At 73.3% G+C, this 15608-nt stretch carries 12 protein-coding genes and 1 other RNA gene; 4 read left to right on the top strand and 9 right to left on the bottom strand.

Features of this window, described 5'->3' with window-relative positions:
* Positions 1-95: 95 nt before the first annotated feature.
* An RNA gene (gene rnpB / locus J2X68_RS00950) (RNase P RNA component class A) lies at positions 96-499 on the top strand.
* Positions 500-779: 280 nt separating this feature from the next.
* On the opposite strand, the gene J2X68_RS00945 is transcribed toward rnpB, so the two are convergent.
* From J2X68_RS00945 to J2X68_RS00925, 5 genes are all read right to left on the bottom strand, one after another.
* Positions 780-3023, bottom strand: a complete 2244-nt coding sequence (locus J2X68_RS00945) for a bifunctional serine/threonine-protein kinase/ABC transporter substrate-binding protein (RefSeq protein WP_310430458.1) — start codon at positions 3021-3023, stop codon at positions 780-782.
* Complete coding sequence (locus tag J2X68_RS00940) at positions 3023-5338, bottom strand: bifunctional serine/threonine-protein kinase/ABC transporter substrate-binding protein (protein ID WP_310430457.1); 2316 nt, start codon at positions 5336-5338, stop codon at positions 3023-3025. The genes J2X68_RS00945 and J2X68_RS00940 overlap by 1 nt, the downstream gene beginning before the upstream one ends.
* On the bottom strand, positions 5338-6180 hold the full coding sequence (locus J2X68_RS00935; protein WP_310430456.1) for a hypothetical protein: 843 nt from the start codon (positions 6178-6180) through the stop codon (positions 5338-5340). Before J2X68_RS00935 ends, J2X68_RS00940 begins: the two co-directional genes overlap by 1 nt.
* 122 nt (positions 6181-6302) lie before the next feature.
* Complete coding sequence (locus J2X68_RS00930) at positions 6303-6695, bottom strand: MazG-like family protein (protein WP_310430455.1); 393 nt, start codon at positions 6693-6695, stop codon at positions 6303-6305.
* A gap of 90 nt (positions 6696-6785) precedes the next feature.
* Positions 6786-7331, bottom strand: a complete 546-nt coding sequence (locus J2X68_RS00925) for a DoxX family membrane protein (protein ID WP_310430454.1) — start codon at positions 7329-7331, stop codon at positions 6786-6788.
* Between the two features lie 170 nt (positions 7332-7501).
* Here J2X68_RS00925 and J2X68_RS00920 point away from each other — a divergent pair, with 170 nt between their 5' ends.
* Entirely contained in the window at positions 7502-7828 is a 327-nt protein-coding gene (locus J2X68_RS00920; protein WP_057599741.1) for a nuclear transport factor 2 family protein, read from the top strand.
* A gap of 104 nt (positions 7829-7932) precedes the next feature.
* Here J2X68_RS00920 and J2X68_RS00915 read toward each other — a convergent pair whose 3' ends face one another.
* The gene (locus J2X68_RS00915; protein WP_062647765.1) at positions 7933-8625 is read right to left on the bottom strand and encodes an ABC transporter ATP-binding protein; all 693 of its coding nucleotides are present in this window, start codon (positions 8623-8625) and stop codon (positions 7933-7935) included.
* Between the two features lie 59 nt (positions 8626-8684).
* Complete coding sequence (locus tag J2X68_RS00910) at positions 8685-10151, bottom strand: ABC transporter permease (RefSeq protein ID WP_310430453.1); 1467 nt, start codon at positions 10149-10151, stop codon at positions 8685-8687.
* 224 nt (positions 10152-10375) lie between these two features.
* Here J2X68_RS00910 and J2X68_RS00905 point away from each other — a divergent pair, with 224 nt between their 5' ends.
* Positions 10376-11560, top strand: coding sequence for a serine hydrolase (locus tag J2X68_RS00905; protein ID WP_310430452.1), 1185 nt, complete (start codon positions 10376-10378; stop codon positions 11558-11560).
* A 292-nt stretch (positions 11561-11852) separates the two neighbouring features.
* Here the strand turns inward: J2X68_RS00905 and J2X68_RS00900 are convergent, their stop codons facing one another.
* On the bottom strand, positions 11853-12752 hold the full coding sequence (locus J2X68_RS00900; protein WP_310430451.1) for an SDR family oxidoreductase: 900 nt from the start codon (positions 12750-12752) through the stop codon (positions 11853-11855).
* Between the two features lie 157 nt (positions 12753-12909).
* Here J2X68_RS00900 and J2X68_RS00895 point away from each other — a divergent pair, with 157 nt between their 5' ends.
* On the top strand, positions 12910-14550 hold the full coding sequence (locus J2X68_RS00895; protein WP_310430450.1) for an alkaline phosphatase D family protein: 1641 nt from the start codon (positions 12910-12912) through the stop codon (positions 14548-14550).
* A gap of 43 nt (positions 14551-14593) precedes the next feature.
* Here the strand turns inward: J2X68_RS00895 and J2X68_RS00890 are convergent, their stop codons facing one another.
* The gene (locus tag J2X68_RS00890; protein ID WP_310430449.1) at positions 14594-15580 is read right to left on the bottom strand and encodes a small ribosomal subunit Rsm22 family protein; all 987 of its coding nucleotides are present in this window, start codon (positions 15578-15580) and stop codon (positions 14594-14596) included.
* Between the last annotated feature and the right edge of the window lie 28 nt (positions 15581-15608).

The raw sequence follows: 15608 nt of genomic DNA, 5'->3' as shown, positions 1-15608 counted from the left end.
GGCCGCCTTCACCCTGATCCTCGCGGGCTCGGTCCTCGCGACGGCCTCGGGCCCGAAGAGCGACGCACGCCCGGTAGCATGGTCGACACGGCAGACGAGCCGGGCGGACGGCCGCGTGGAGCCCCTCACGGGACTTCCCGAGGAACGTCCGGGCTCCACAGGGCAAGGTGGTGGCTAACGGCCACCCGGGGTGACCCGCGGGACAGTGCCACAGAAAACAGACCGCCGGGGACCTCGGTCCTCGGTAAGGGTGAAACGGTGGTGTAAGAGACCACCAGTGCCCAGGGTGACCTGGGCAGCTAGGTAAACCCCACCTGGAGCAAGGTCAAAAGGAGCGCCGTAACAAGCGCTCTGCGCGGACGTTCGAGGGCTGCCCGCCCGAGTCCGCGGGTAGACCGCACGAGGCCGGCGGCAACGCCGGCCCTAGATGGATGGCCGTCTCCCCGGCCGCCGCGAGGCGACCGGGCGACAGAACCCGGCGTACAGCCCGACTCGTCTGCCGCTCCCTGCGGCTCCCCCTCGCCAGGGCCTCCGCGCGGTGAACCGCTCGGCCACGGCCTCCTGGGCTGACCGCCCACGGCCCGGCGCACTCCCGCGACCACGCCCGGCAGCGGCGCCGGAAGGATCCACCACCACGGCATGGCTCTCCGCACCGAGGGCACCAGCCGCAGCACCGCCGCGGTTCCGTCTGCGGCGACGGTGAGGACGCACGACAGAACGATTCCGGCGTACGCGTCGTCGTCCCGGCGACCGGCGGAGCCAGCCGCTCGCCGCGCGCCTCACGACACCCCCTTCTCCTGGTACTGCCCTAGGTACCGGAACGCGCCCCCCGTCGCCCGGAACAGGAACATCGCGTCGTGGTTGTAGCCGTAACCCTGCTCGTACTTCACCTTCCGGGTGATGCCGGAGTACGTCACCTCCAGCATCCGGCGGGCGATCGCGCCCCGTTCCGTGACCGGCGAGCCGTTCTTGGTGCAGGCCTCGGCCAGGAACATCACGGCGTCGTAGGCCTCCGCCGCGTACCAGCCGGGGGCGGTGCCGTACCGGGCGCGGTAGGCCTTGGTGAAGGCGCGGGCCGAGGGGCGGGCCGTCGGGTCGGTGAAGGAGGTGGCGAGGACCCAGCCGGTCGCGGCGGCGCCGGCCGAGGTGAGGAACCGCGGGGCGAGGGCGCGTTCCGTCGCCATGCGGGTGCCGGTGAACCGGGCGGTCCGCAGGGCCGAGGCGAAACCGGCCGCCCGGGCCGCGTCGCCGGTGAAGACGACCGCGTCGGCGCGGGCGGACATCGCCTCGGCGGCCAGCGAGGCGTAGTCGATCGTCCCGGCGGCGACCCGGGTCACCGTGACGTCGCGGTCGTCCTGCCGCAGCGCCTTGTCCGTCTGGTCGCACAGGTTCCACGCGAAGTCGCCCTGCGCCTGGTCGTCCACCAGGAACGGCCTGCGGGCGTCGGCGTGGAGGCTGAGGTAGCGGACACAGGGGGTGGCGAGGTACCCGTGCGCGACGCGCAGCGCCGCATGCGAGTGGAAGGTGTTCATGTCGATCGTCGAATTCTGGGTGTCCGCGCCCACCGAGACGGACACGACGGGCATCACCGCCCTGGTGTACGTCACATCGGACGCGAGGAAGCAGGCGTCGGTGGTGGGTCCCAGCACGGCGAGGACGTCGGGGTCCTTCGTCAGCCGGACGGCCAGCTCGGCGGACCGTTTCGTGTCACCGCCGTCGTCGTGCGGGCGCAGTGCGAGCCGGAACGGGTGGGCGCCCTTGGCGTTGAGCTGGTCGACGGCCAGGCGGGCCCCGCTGAGCTGGGCGATTCCGAGCTCCTTGTGGGCCCCGGTCAGATCGCCGTGGAACGCGACGACCAGCGCGGGGCGCGAACCGCCGGTCCCGGACGTTCCGGATGCTCCCTGCTTCGGCCGGTTGCTCCACCACCAGGCCCCGGCACCGCCCGCGGCCAGGACCCCGGCCGTCGAACCGAGGCGCAGGAAACCGCGGCGTCCGAGGGCGGGGGTGCGGAGCGGGGCCGCCGTGACGGCCGTCAGCGTCGCGGCCTCCGGTGACACCGAGTCGGCTGTACCCGCCCTACCCGCCCTGCCCGCCGTGCTCGCGGGCACCTGGGTCGGCTCGATCGTGCCGATGGTGAGCACGGCCGCGGACCGGTCGTTGATCAGCCGGGTGACCTGCGCGGGCAGCCAGCCCGACCGTCCGGCGGAACCGGTTTCCGTGCCGTTCCCGAGCTCTTCGCGCAGTCGGGCGAGGCTCGGGCGGCCGGGCGGATCCTTGTGCAGGCAGGCTCTCAGGACGGGTGCCAGATCCTCCGGGAGCGCCGCCGGATCCGGCTCCTCGTAGACCGTGCGCAGCAGCATGCCGGCCGCTCCGCCGCCGCCGAACGGCCGCACCCCCGTCCCGGCGTACGCGAGGACGCAGCCCAGTGAGAACACGTCGCTGGGCGGGCCGATCTCGCCGCCCCGGGCCCGCGCCTGCTCGGGCGACAGGAAACCGGGCGAGCCGACGATGACGCCGCTGGAGGTCAGCGCGGTGGCCTCCGGCGCGCGGGCGATGCCGAAGTCGATGAGCCGTGGCCCGTCCGGGGCCAGCAGGACGTTGCCCGGCTTCACGTCGCGGTGCACGAGACCGGCGCCGTGCACCGCTTCGAGCGCCTCGGCGAGGCGTCCGCCCAGCACCCGCACGGAAGCGGGCGACAGGGGTCCGAAGGTGTCCACCGTCTCGGTGAGCGAGGGCCCCGGCACGTACGAGGTCGCCAGCCACGGCGTCTCCGCGTCGGCGTCCGCGTCCAGCAGCGGGACCACCCACGGGCTGCGCACCTGCCGGGCGGCCTCGATCTCACGGCGGAAACGGGTCCGGAAACCGTTCTCCTCGGCGTACGAGGACCGTACCGTCTTCACCGCGGCGATCGCTCCGCCCGGCGCCCGGCCCAGGAAGACCACGCCCATGCCCCCGGCGCCCAGCCGCCGCAGCAGACGGTACCGGCCGATCCGGGACGGGTCGCCGGTGCGCAACGGCTCCATCAGACGGTGATCGGCGCGGGACCGCCGTACACGAAGTCGCCCTGCTCGACGCGCCAGAGGAAGCCGCCGGTGCCGTCGATGACCATCATGCCGGTCTCCTGGAAGGCGAACGCCTTCGTGATGCCCTGGTACTTCCCCTTGCGCACGGCCGCCAGCAGGTTCTCCCGGGTGCGGCTCTTCGCCGGCAGCCCCGCCAGGGCCTTCAGCAGCATGCCGGTCACGTCGTAGGCCTCCGCCGCGTACCGGGGCGGCGCCTCCTTGAAGTGCTCGCGGTAGGCGGCGGCGAACTTCTTCGCCTCGGGCTTGACGGCGGCGTCGATGACCGGCGCCACCATCACCCAGCCCTCGGCCGCCTCCTGAGCCTCCGTCAGGAACCGGCCGTCGAGCAGCGCAGGGCCGGACACCCGCGCACCCTGGAAGGCGCGTTCGCGCAACGTGGCGGCGATCAGCGCCCCCCGGTCGGGCAGTCCGGCGAAGAAGACGGAGTCGGCGCCGGCGGAGAGCACCGTGTCCACCGCGCCGCCGAAGTCGCGGCGCATCGCGCCGACCACCTCGGGTACGGACGCCTGGCCGACGCTGTTGAACGTGTTGCTGAGGGAACTGCTCAGGTCCGTCCCGTAGTTGCCGGCCGGGCGGTCGACGACGATGCCGACCTTGCGCGAGCGCGCGGTGCCCCGCAGGTAGTTGCTGACGTAGAAGGACAGCACCGCGTCGGGCAGCCGTGCGTGCAGGTACGAGCGGAAGCCCTGGATGGAGAGGGCGGTCGTGCCGGGGGACACGGCGACGACCGGCACCAGCCCCGCGTCGTATTTCGCGAGCGAGGCCTGCCCGGTGGCGTCGGTGGTCGGGCCGACCACGGCGATGACCGCCGGATCGTCCGTGAGCTCCGCGGCGAGCCGGGCCGCCGCCGCCGGGTCGCCCCCGTCGTCGACGGCCTTGACCTTGACGGTGAACGGGGCGGCGCCGCGCGCGTTGAACTCCGCGACGGCCAGCCGCAGTCCGCGCTCCTGGGCCCGGCCCGTCTCCGCGTGCGGGCCGCTGAGGTCACCGTGCAGCGCGACGGTGTGCACCGGGCGGCGCGAGGACGCGGCGGCGGCCGGGCTGCCGCCGCCCGAGCCGCCGTCCCGCGCGGCCGCCCACCAGGCCCCGCCCCCGCCCGCAGCCAGCGCCGCCGCCCCGCCGGCGAGCAGCAGGAAGCGGCGCCGGCCGACCGGGCGAGAGTCCCGCGGCTCCGGTGACCCGGACGTCTCACGCATGTCCGCCTCCGAGGACCCGGAGGTCCCGTCCGTGCCCCGCTCCGCCGCGCCGGAGGTCCCGTGGGTGTCGGGACCGGGTGATCCGGGACCGGACGGCGGGTCGGACGGCGCCAGCGTGTGCTCGATGTCCGGGAGCGCGAGCGCGGCCGCCGAACGTTCGGCGATCAGCCGGGTGACCGGCTCGGGCAGCCACTCGGACGCGGCGTCGTCCTGTACCCCGCCGTCCCTCGCCCCGCCGTCCGGCGCGGCGCCGTCGGCCGACAGCTCCCGTGCCAGGTCACCGGCCTCCGGGCGACGGGCCGGATCCTTCTCCAGGCAGCGGCCCAGCACGTCGAGGAGTCCCGCGGGCACCCCGTCGAGGTCCGCCGGATCATGCACCGCCCGGTACAGCAGGGCGTCGACCGCGCCGCCGCCGAACGGCGCCCGCCCGGTCGCCGCGTACGCCAGGACGCACCCGAGGGAGAACACGTCGCTCGCCGGACCGATGCCGTCCCCGCCGCGCCCCTCGGCCTGCTCGGGCGACAGATAGCCGGGCGTGCCGACGACCATCCCGGTCGCCGTGAGCGTCCGGTCCTCCGGTGCCCGGGCGATGCCGAAGTCGATGAGCCGCGGCCCGTCATGGGCGATCAGCACATTGCCCGGCTTCAGGTCCCGGTGCACCAGACCGGCCCGGTGCACCTCGCCCAGCGCCTCGGCCAGCCGGGCGCCGAGCACCCGCAGCCCGCGCTCGGTGAGAGGCCCGTACGCGGCCACCGCCTCGCCCAGCGAAGGGCCGGGCACGAACGCGGTCGCCAGCCACGGCGCGCCGGCGTCCGGGTCGGCGTCCACCAGCCGTACCGCCCAGGGACTGTCGACCCGCCGGGCGACCTCGACCTCGCGGCGGAACCGCTCCTTGAAGCCCGGTTCCTCGGCGTATTCGGCGAGCAGCACCTTCAGCGCCACCAGGGCGCCCCCCGGCGTGCGCGCCAGATACACCACGCCCATGCCTCCGGCGCCGAGCCGGCCGAGCAGTCGGTGGTCCGCGATACGCGAGGGATCGGACGAACGCAACGGCTCCATCAGCTGTCTCCTCCGAGCTCGAACTGCACGCTGTTGAGCATCGTGACGTTGGCGTTCGACGCGTACTTGTTCAACTGGTCGTCCGTGTAGCCCTGGCCGCCCTTGACCGACACCGCCAGGGTCACCGTGCCGAGCCGGGTGACGTACCAGCGGTAGGCCTGCTCGCTGTTCCCGGTGAGATAGGAACCGATTTCGACGACCTGGTCGTCGGCGTAGTTGTTGCTGCCCTGGCCGTACGGAGTGGCGGCCGACATGAGTTTCGTGATCCGTTCGTCGGTACGCACCTGCTGCTCCCGGCAGCGCAGCGGCTCCTCCAGCGTGGCGGCCAGCCGCTCGTCGGCGTCGAGCACCGTGGCGTGCACGGTGACGGCCGCCGTCACCTTGAGCTCGCCCTTGCCCGCGCCGGCGGGGATCTCGCTGTAGCGGGACAGGGAGGCCAGAACACCCGCCGTGAGGGGGCGCCGCTCCCACCGGCACTGCTCGTCGAGCACGGCGACGGTGCCGGGGGTGCTCGCGGCCGGCTGCTGGGCCCGGAAGCCCGCGCCCCACGCCTGTGGCTTCAGCGCGACCGCCGACGCCAGCGCCTCGGCCTGCGCCTTCGTGCGGGGCACCCGGGCCGGGTCCGCCTGGAACGGCGACAGCGACGTCGAGCCGCCGCCCGTCGCGGACGCCGACGGAGAGCCGGACGCGGCCGACGCCCCCGACGTCGCCGAAGGACTGGGGTCGGCCGCCTTGTCGTCGTCCCCGGAACCGCAGCCGCCGAGTATGAGCGCGGCCCCGGTCATCGCAGCCGTCGCCCGCCACCGCCAAGCAGCCCTGCGGCCACCGGTGTTGTCGTCCATCCCCGCCCCCTCCGCCTACGGCCCCCGCCTCGCGTGCGGTGATCGTACAGAGGGACGCGAGGGGTGGTCGGGCGGTTCGCGGAAGAGGGGGCGGGCGCACTCGGCGCACGCCTGCCCCGTTCTCACCCGTGCGCCCCACCGGCCACTCCGCCGCACGCGCTCCCCAGAGACCGCTGCGCCACCCACGCCAGATGCCCGGCGAACACCCGCTCCGTCTCCGGGGTGAGCGTGCGCAGCGCCACCAGCGCCGTGATGGCCACGTCGCACAGTTCGCCCTGGACGTCCTCCCACGTGTGGGTGACGCCCTTGCGGGGGTTCTGGCCGGTCGCGCCGATGACCGCCTGGGCGACCTCGCCGACCTCCTCCGACAGCTTCAGCACCCGCAGCAGGAGGCCTTCGCGACCGCCGTGCGCCGCGTCGGCGTCCAGCCAGGACCACAGGGCGTCGACGGTGGCCCAGAGAGCGGGAGGACCGGCGGATTCGGTGGGCCCGGTGGCCGGGGGCTGAATGTCCATCAGCGCATCCTGCCAGGCCATGTCCGCCCCCGGGGCCGTGTCCGGCAGCGGCACCCTGCCCCCGGGCGTCGCCTTGCCCCTGGGGGGGGCTCACTCCTCGAACAGCGCCTCCTGCTCCCCTTCCTCCCGCCTGCGCAGCCGCTTGTTGCGCATGCCGATGACCACCGTGGTGACCGCCGCCGTCACGCCGAGGGCCGCCGGGACCATCCAGCGGCGGTCGACCGTGTGGCCGAGGAGGTGGTCGAGGGAGAGGCGGCCCGGGCCGGTGATGGCGAGGCCCGCGGCGGCCAGGCCCAGGGAGGCCGCGTGCTCGTAGCCGCCGCTCTGCGCGAAGAAGCCGTTGGGGACGTGCACCGCGGAGGCGCCCGCCATCGCGCCGGCCGCCGCCGCGCCCGCCGCCGGGGTGGCCAGGCCCAGCGCCAGCAGCGTGCCGCCGCCGGTCTCCGCCAGGCCCGCCGCCGTCGCACTGGCCTTGCCGGGGGCGTAGCCGACGGACTCCATGAACTGGCCGGTCCCCTCCAGGCCGTGTCCGCCGAACCAGCCGAACAGCTTCTGCGCGCCGTGGGCCGCCAGCACTCCGCCGGTGCCGAGCCGGAGCAGCAGCAGTCCCAGATCACGACGGTCGTAACAGGTCACGGTGACTCCCTGAGCAGAGAACGGCGGACATCGGAGAACAGGAACAGAGCAGGAACAGAACAGAAACAGCCCCCTCCGCGTCTCCACCGTCGCACCACTCACACCCGTACGGCCCGTCCTGGGCGCCGTTCGGGTGGCGGGGCCCGGAGCGCGGTGTGAGGGTGGCCGGTATGGCGATCCAGATCGACAGACTCAGCGACCCGGCCGTGCGGGCCTTCGTCGCCGCCGTCAACGCCCATGACGAAGAGGCGTTCCGCAGCCTGCTCACCCCCGACGCGACCATGGCGGACGACGGTTCCGACCGTGACCTCGCCCAGTGGGCCGACCGGGAGATCTTCTCCTCCCACGGCCACATGGACGTCACCAAGGAGTCGGCCGGCGGGCGCGCCCTCATCGCCGACTACCGCAACGACACCTGGGGCGAGATGCGCACCAGGTGGAGTTTCGTCGTCGAGGACGACGGCCGGATCTCCCGGTTCGAGACCGGTCAGGCGTAGGCGCGGACAGCCGCGCGAGCGACCGGCCGACGGCCCGGGCGGAAACGGCCGAGGGGCCGTTCACCGCCGGGCAGGCGGTCAACGGCCCCTCGGGCTGCGGTGGTTCACCAGGAGCGGGCGGTCGCCTGTTCCGTCAGGGTGAGCCGACCCGCCTTGATGGTGGCCAGGCGCGGGGCCCGGCGGGCGATCGACGAGTCGTGGGTGACCATGATGAACGTCAGCCCGTACTCGTGCCACAGCCCTTCGAGGACCTCCATGATCTCGTCGCGCATGCCCTCGTCGAGGTTGCCGGTGGGCTCGTCGGCGAGCAGCACCTTCGGCTTCTTGACCAGCGCGCGGGCGATCGCCACGCGCTGCTGCTGACCGCCGGAGAGTTCCGCCGGGGCGTGGGTGAGGCGCTCGCCGAGGCCGACCGAGCGCAGGGCCTCCGCCGCGCGCTCGCGCCGCTCCGCGGGCTTCACGCCGAGCGGCACGAGCGCCGTCTCGACGTTCTCCTGCGCGGTCAGCGTCGGGATGAGGTTGAACGACTGGAAGATGATGCCGATCTTCTCGGCGCGCAGCCGGGTCAGCTTCGCCTCGCTGATGCGCGCGAGGTCGACGCCGTCCAGTTCGACGCTGCCCTCGGACGGCCGGTCGAGGCCGCCGATCATCTGGAGCAGGGTCGACTTGCCGCCGCCCGTGGGGCCCTGGATGACGAGCTGGTCGCCGTCCGCGATCGTGAGGTCGATGCCGCGCAGCGCCTCGACCGTCTCCTTGCCGCGCGTGTAGCGCTTGGTGACGCCGGTGAGGTTGTACATGGGATCTCCGGGTTCTCCGTGTTCTCCGTGAAGAAGGTGACGACTGGTGCGGGCGCGGGTCAGGAGACGCTGCGCAGGGCGTCCGCGGGGCGCATCCGTGAGGCGCGCCAGCCGCCCATCGCGCCGGCGATCAGGCCGCCGGCGACCGCCAGGCCCACCGCGAGCGCGATCGTGGTGACGGAGACGGGGGCCGAGAGGGCGATCTCCATCGTGTTCGACGCGGACTGCTGACCGGGGCCGCCGCCGCCCGGGCCGCCGCCCATGCCGCCACCGCCGCCGGTGCTGCCCAGCTCGGCGGTCAGCTTCGGGCTGATCGCGGTCACCGTGTACGCGGCCGCCAGGCCCAGGGCGATGCCGAGGGCGCCGCCGAGGAGACCGTTGACCATGGACTCGCCGACGACCTGCCGGGTCACCCGGCGGCTCGGCCAGCCGAGTGCCTTCAGGGTGCCGAACTCGCGCACCCGGCGGGACACGGCCGAGGAGGTGAGCAGCGCGGCCACCAGGAACGCGGCGACGAGGACGGCGATCGACAGCCACTTGCCGACGCTGGTCGCCAGGTCGGAAGCGGTGGAGAGGGAACCGGACACGGTCTCCGCGAGGTCGGCGGAGGTCGTCACGGTCGTGCCGGAGATGTTCTTCTGGATCGTCGCCTTGACGGTGTCGATCTGCTGGGAGTCGGTCGCCTTGACGTAGATCGTGGTGACCTGGTCCGCCGCGTCGGCGAGGGTCTGCGCCTGCTTCAGCGGCAGGTAGACGTCCGTGGTGGAGTCGCTGCTGTCGGGGGTGGCGATGCCGATGATCTTGTACTTGGTGCTGGAGATCGTCAGCGTCGAACCGACCTTGTACGACTTCTCCTTGGCGTACGACTTGCTGACGACGGCGACCTTCGCGTTCGTCTGCGCCGCGGTGAACGTCACGCCCGAGGTGATCTTCGAGCTCGCCAGCGGGCCGAGGTCCTGGTCGGTGACGTCGACGCCGGCCACGGAGTACGAGTTGACGTCGAAGGAGGCGCCGCCGCCCTGGACCTGCGGGGCCGCGGTGGACCCGCCGCTGCCGCCGGGGCCGCCCTGGCCGCCGTTGCCGCCGGTTCCGCTGGAGCTCTGGGCCTTGCCCTGGGTGAAGGAGCCGTCCACCTTGGTGACGTTCAGGGTGAGGGCGCCGACCGCGGCCGCCACGCCCTTCTGACCGGCGACCTGCGTGACGAGCGCGGCCTTCAGGGCCTGGCCGCCCTGCGTCGAGACCCGGTCCGAGCTCTGTTCCGTGTCGTCGTCCTCGCCCTTCGCGTCGAACTCGAATCTGGGGCCGCCGGAACTGTTGGCCGAGGGCGCCGTGCGGGCTTTGGTCACGGTCATGTCGGTGCCGAGGCCGTACAGCGACTGGAGGACCTTGTCCTGAGCCTGTGTCATGCCGGCCGACACCGAGTTGACGGTGATGACCAGCGCGATTCCGAGCGCCAGACCCAGTGCGATGACCAGGGCGGCCTTCTTGCGCCGGCCCAGTTCACGCTTGAGATAGATGCCAAACATCCCGTTCCCTAAAGGTTCTTGGCGCCCGCTGTGGGCGCGGCCACAACCTAGGGAGAAACCTTTGAGTCGTCCTGAGTAAAGGATGTGTAAGAACTGAGAATGCGGGGCCCCGGATCAGAATTTCTTGAGACAGCTGATTCCTAGGCTGTGGAGGGGCTTTTCCCAGGTGACGGCGGTTGGCTGAGGATTTCCATTTTCCCCGAATCTCCTTGTACGGTCCGCCGGTGCACGCATTCTCGCGCCCGTCCCCGCGCCTGTCCCGGCGCTCCCTGCTGGCCCTCGGGGCCACCGCCGCGCTGACCGCAGCACCGCTCGACGCGACACCGGCCGCGGCCGCGTCCGACGTGGTGGTCGGCGGCGCACGGCTCGTCGCCGACGGTGTCCAGGTGAACGGGGGCGGGGCCCTGCCGAAGAAGCTCACCGCCCGGGCCTGGCTGCTCGCCGACCAGGACAGCGGCGAGGTGCTCGCCTCCTATCGCGCGCATCTGCGGGTCGCGCCCGCCTCCACGCTGAAGATGCTGTTCGCGGACACCCTGCTGGGCAGGTTCGCGCGCACGGAGCGCTATCGGGTGACCGACGCGGACCTGGCCGGCATCCCGTCCGGCTCCAGCCTGGTCGGCGTCAAGGCCGGGATCACCTACACCGTCGAGCAGTTGTGGCAGGGCGTGTTCCTGCGCTCGGGCAACGACGCCGTGCAGGTGCTCGCCCGGATGAACGGCGGGGTCGCCAAGACGGTCGCCGAGATGCAGGCGAGAGCCGTCGACCTCCAGGCGCTGGACACCCATGTCGTGAGCCCCGACGGCTACGACCACGAGGGCCAGCTGTCCTCCGCCTACGACCTCGCCCTCTTCGCCCGGCACGGCCTGCGCGACGCCGACTTCCGCGCCTACTGCGGCACCAGGGCCGCCCGGTTCCCGGCCGGGGGCGGGAAGACCTTCCGGATCGAGAACACCGACCGGCTGTTGTCGGGCACGTACGGGGTGACGCCGTACCCGGGCATGATCGGCGTGAAGAACGGCTTCACCAGCAACGCCGGCAACACCTTCACCGGGGCCGCGACCCGGGCGGGGCGCACCCTCGTCGTCACCGTGCTGCATCCGAGGAGCGGCCACAACGCCGTCTACGAGGAGACCGCCGCGCTGCTCGACTGGGGCTTCGCGCAAGGGAGTTCGGCGCGCGCGGTGGGCACGCTGGTCGAGGCGTTGAGCGAGGGCGGGACCAGGGCGGGCGGCTCGTCCGCGGGGAAGGCGCCGCGGGCCGGGGCGCAGGCCTCGCCGGCGGAGGGCGCGGGCCCGGACGGCTGGGGCGCGCTCGGCGGGGCCGCGGGAGCGGTGGCGCTGCTGGCGGGCGGGGCGTACACGCTGCGCCGGCGTCGACGCCGTGCGGGCGAGGAGCGGACGACGAGCTGATGGTGGGGCAGCCGTCCCACGGTGCCGGTGCGTACCTCGCGGTCCCGGCGAGGTCCACCCCCACCCGGCGCCCTGGGACGGCTGCCCTCCCCCCCCTCGGTGTGGCCTGTGGTCGCCCGGGGCGGCGGAACTGTCGTGCTTCAAGTGTGAAGTTCCCGTGGAGAAGATTTGAGCATAAGTCCGCTACCGGCCGCAATGGTGCGGACGGGGAAACTCCGCTTGTGCAAGTTGAGGAGTTGACGACCTGCGGGCGATCGACACACCGCCCGCGGACCGTCCGCTGCGCGCGTCCTCAGCCCCGTCCCACGTACGGCATCGCCGTCGCCAGCACCGTCGCGAACTGCACGTTCGCCTCCAGCGGCAGTTCCGCCATGTGCCGCACCGTGCGCGCCACGTCGGCGACGTCCATCACCGGTTCCGGCGCGGTCTCACCGTTCGCCTGCAGCGCGCCGGTCCGCATCCGCGCCGTCATATCGGTGGCCGCGTTGCCGATGTCGATCTGACCGACCGCGATGCCGTGGGCCCGGCCGTCCAGCGAAAGGGACTTCGTCAGGCCGGTGAGGGCGTGCTTGGTCGCCGTGTAGGGCGCCGACAGGGGGCGGGGCGTGTGCGCCGAGACGGACCCGTTGTTGATGATCCGCCCGCCCCGGGGATCCTGCTCCTTCATCTGCCGGTACGCCCCCTGCGCACACAGGAACGCGCCGTTGAGGTTGGTGTCGACCACGTGCCGCCAGGCGTCGTAGGGGAGTTCCTCGAACGGCACGCCGCCGGGCCCGAACGTGCCGGCGTTGTTGAACAGCAGGTCCAGCCGCCCGAAGCGGTCGCGCACGGCGTCGAAGAGGGCCGCCACCTCCTCCGGGCGTGAGACGTCCGTCCGTACGGTGAGACTCGGCGCCTCGGGCGCCAGCGCGGCCGTCGCCTCCAGGGTCTCCACGCGCCGGCCGGCCAGCGCCACCGCCCAGCCCGCGCGCAGCAGTTCCACGGACACCGCCCGCCCGATCCCGGAACCGGCGCCGGTGACGATCGCGATCTTCGTCCCTCCGGCGGATCGGCCGGCGTCCCGGGGGATCCGGGCATCCTGGGCGGTCTCCGTGTTCTCGGCGGTTCCGGCGGTTCCGGCGGTCCCGGCGCCCCAGGGGCTCTTCGCGGTGTTCTCGGTGTTCTCGGTGTTCTGGGTGTTCTCGGCGTTCATGGGCCCGCAGCGTACGTGAGCTCGGCGCCTGGGTTCCGGCATGCGGACCGCACGCGTCCGACATCTGACTGTTGTGTACGCGCCAACCCTGCGACGCTCCCGAGCCGTCTCCGCCCACTGCAATGCCTTCTGCCGCCATTCTCAGGGGAGGACCGGAATGACACCCGCAGCCCAGCACTCCCAGCACGACCCCGAACTCCGCGCCACCGCCCGGCACGTGGGGCGCCGCCGCTTCCTCACCGGCACCGCGGCCGCCGCCGCGCTCGCCTTCACGGTGAACCTGCCCGCCGCCGGGACCGCGGCCGCCGCCGAACTCGACCCGGCGCGGCTCTCCGAGGACCCCTTCACCCTCGGCGTCGCCTCCGGTGACCCGCTGCCCGGCTCCGTCCTCCTGTGGACCCGCCTCGCGCCCGCCCCGTACCAGGCGGACGGCGGACTGCCCGCCGAGCGGATCGGCGTGCACTGGGAACTGGCCCGCGACGAGACCTTCCGCCGGCCCGTCAGACGCGGCACCGCCGTCGCGCACCCGGAGTTCGGCCACAGCGTGCACGTCCAGGTCGACGGTCTCGAGAACGACCGCGTGTACTACTACCGCTTCAAGGCGGGTGCCTGGATCAGCCGCACCGGCCGCACCCGCACCGCCCCGGCCCCCGGCGCGCGGGCGTCCGCCCTCACCGTCGGCGTGGTCTCCTGCCAGCGCTACGACCAGGGCTGGTTCACCGCCTACAAGCACCTCGCCGAGGACGACGTGGACTTCGTCCTGCACCTCGGCGACTACCTCTACGAGTACGCCGTCAGCGGGGTCGGAGGCGCCCGCGCCTACCCGGCCGGGACCGTGCCCGCCGTCTACGGCCACGAGATGGTGACGCTGGACGACTACCGCCTCAAGTACGCGCTGTACAAGTCCGACCCCGACCTGCTGGCCGCGCACGCCGCCCACCCGTTCGTCGTCACCTGGGACGACCACGAGACCGAGAACAACTACGCGGGCGCGGTGTCGGAGAACGACGACCCCGCCGAGGAGTTCCTCATCCGCCGGGCCGCCGCCTACCGCGCCTACTGGGAGAACCAGCCGCTGCGCCGCCCGCAGCTCCCCGACGGCCCCGACCTCAGGCTCTACCGGCGCCTGCACTGGGGCGGGCTCGCCCAGTTCGACGTCCTCGACACCCGCCAGTACCGCTCCGACCAGGCGTACGGCGACGGCTGGCGGCTCCCCGGGCCCGAGTCGGAGGACCCCGCCCGCACCCTGACCGGCGCCTCCCAGGAGCGGTGGCTGATCGACGGCTGGCACCGCTCGCGCGCCCTGTGGAACGTGGTGCCGCAGCAGGTCACCTTCGCCCGGCGGTACAACTCCACCGCCGTGCCGTCCCAGGTCTCCATGGACTCCTGGGACGGCTACCCGGCCTCCCGCGAGCGGATCCTGACCGGAGCACAGGCCGCCGGCGTCGAGAACCTGATGGTCCTCACCGGCGACGTCCACGTGCACTACGGCTTCGACATCAAGCGGGACTTCGACGACCAGGCCTCCAGGACGCTCGGCACGGAGATCGTCACCACGTCGATCTCCAGCGGCGGCAACGGCTCGGCCGAACCCGCCAACTGGGCCGCCTTCATGGCCGCCAATCCGCACCTGAAGTTCTACAACGGCCTGCGCGGCTACGCGACCGTCTCGCTGGGACGCGACCTCGCCCGCGCCGACTTCAAGACCGTTCCGTACGTCACCACGCAGGGCGCCCCCCTCACCACGGCCGCCTCCTTCGTGACGGAGGTCGGCGACCAGGGGCTCAAGCCCGCCTAGACCGTGGCCGCGGACCCGCCCCGGGCGATCCGGGCCCCGGCGCTCACGGGGCCGGCGGCCAGGCGTCGCCCCAGTCGGCGTCCCGGGCCGCCCGGTACAGCTCGCCGTGCTTCTTCGTCACCGTCGTACGGCTCAGCCGCTCCTCGGCCTCGCACAGGTCGAGGAGCACCTGGCCCTTGCGGATCTGCGGCCGCCGGACCACCCGCGAGGGGACGGGGGAGACGGGGAAGCGGGCGGCCGCGACATAGCTGAACTTCTCGTCCTCGTAGGGCAGCGAGCCGCCCTTGACCTGCCGGTGCAGGGAGGAGCGGCTGACCCGCGCCGAGAAGTGGCACCAGTCCGTGCCGGGCACGATCGGACAGGCCGCGCTGTGCGGGCAGGGCGCGGCGACCCGGAACCCGGCGGCGATCAGCCGGTCGCGGGCCTCGATCACCCGGGCGTAACCGTCCGGTGTGCCCGGTTCGACGATCACCACGGCCTGCGCGGCCGACGCGGCGGCGTCCAGCAGCACGGCCCGGTCGGGTGCGGCCAGCTCGTTGAGCACGTAGGAGACGGTGACCAGGTCCGTGGGCTCCAGGGCGAGGGCCGTGCCGATCCGCGCGCGCTGCCAGCGGGCGTCGCGCAGCGCCGGGTTCGCGGCGGCCACCTCGCGGCCGAGGGCCAGGGCGGGCTCCGCCCAGTCGAGCACGGTCACCGGGCGCGTGCCCTCCCAGGTGGAACTCACCGCCCAGGTCGCCGCCCCCGTGCCGCCGCCGACGTCCGTATGACCGGCCGGCGACCACCCCGGCACGGCGTCCGCGAACGCCTCCAGCGCCGACCGCACCGCCTCGAAGGTCGCCGGCATCCGGTACGCGGCGTACGCGACCACGTCCGCCCGGTCGCGCAGGATGGGCGCGTCGGTGGGGGTGGCGCCCCGGTAGTTGGCGATGAGCCGCTCGACGGCCTGTGCGGCCTGCTTGGGCGGCAGCCCGTCGAGCAGGTCCGTCAGGGCGCCGCGGAGGGTCTCGGAAACGGATACGGAGACGTTCACCCCCGGATTTTCTCAGGTCCGGGCCGCC

The organism is Streptomyces sp. 3330 (assembly GCF_031456635.1).
Taxonomy (GTDB): Bacteria; Actinomycetota; Actinomycetes; order Streptomycetales; family Streptomycetaceae; genus Streptomyces.
The sequence above is the reverse complement of the archived record's forward strand: the minus strand, read 5'-3'. Positions and strand labels throughout refer to the sequence as shown.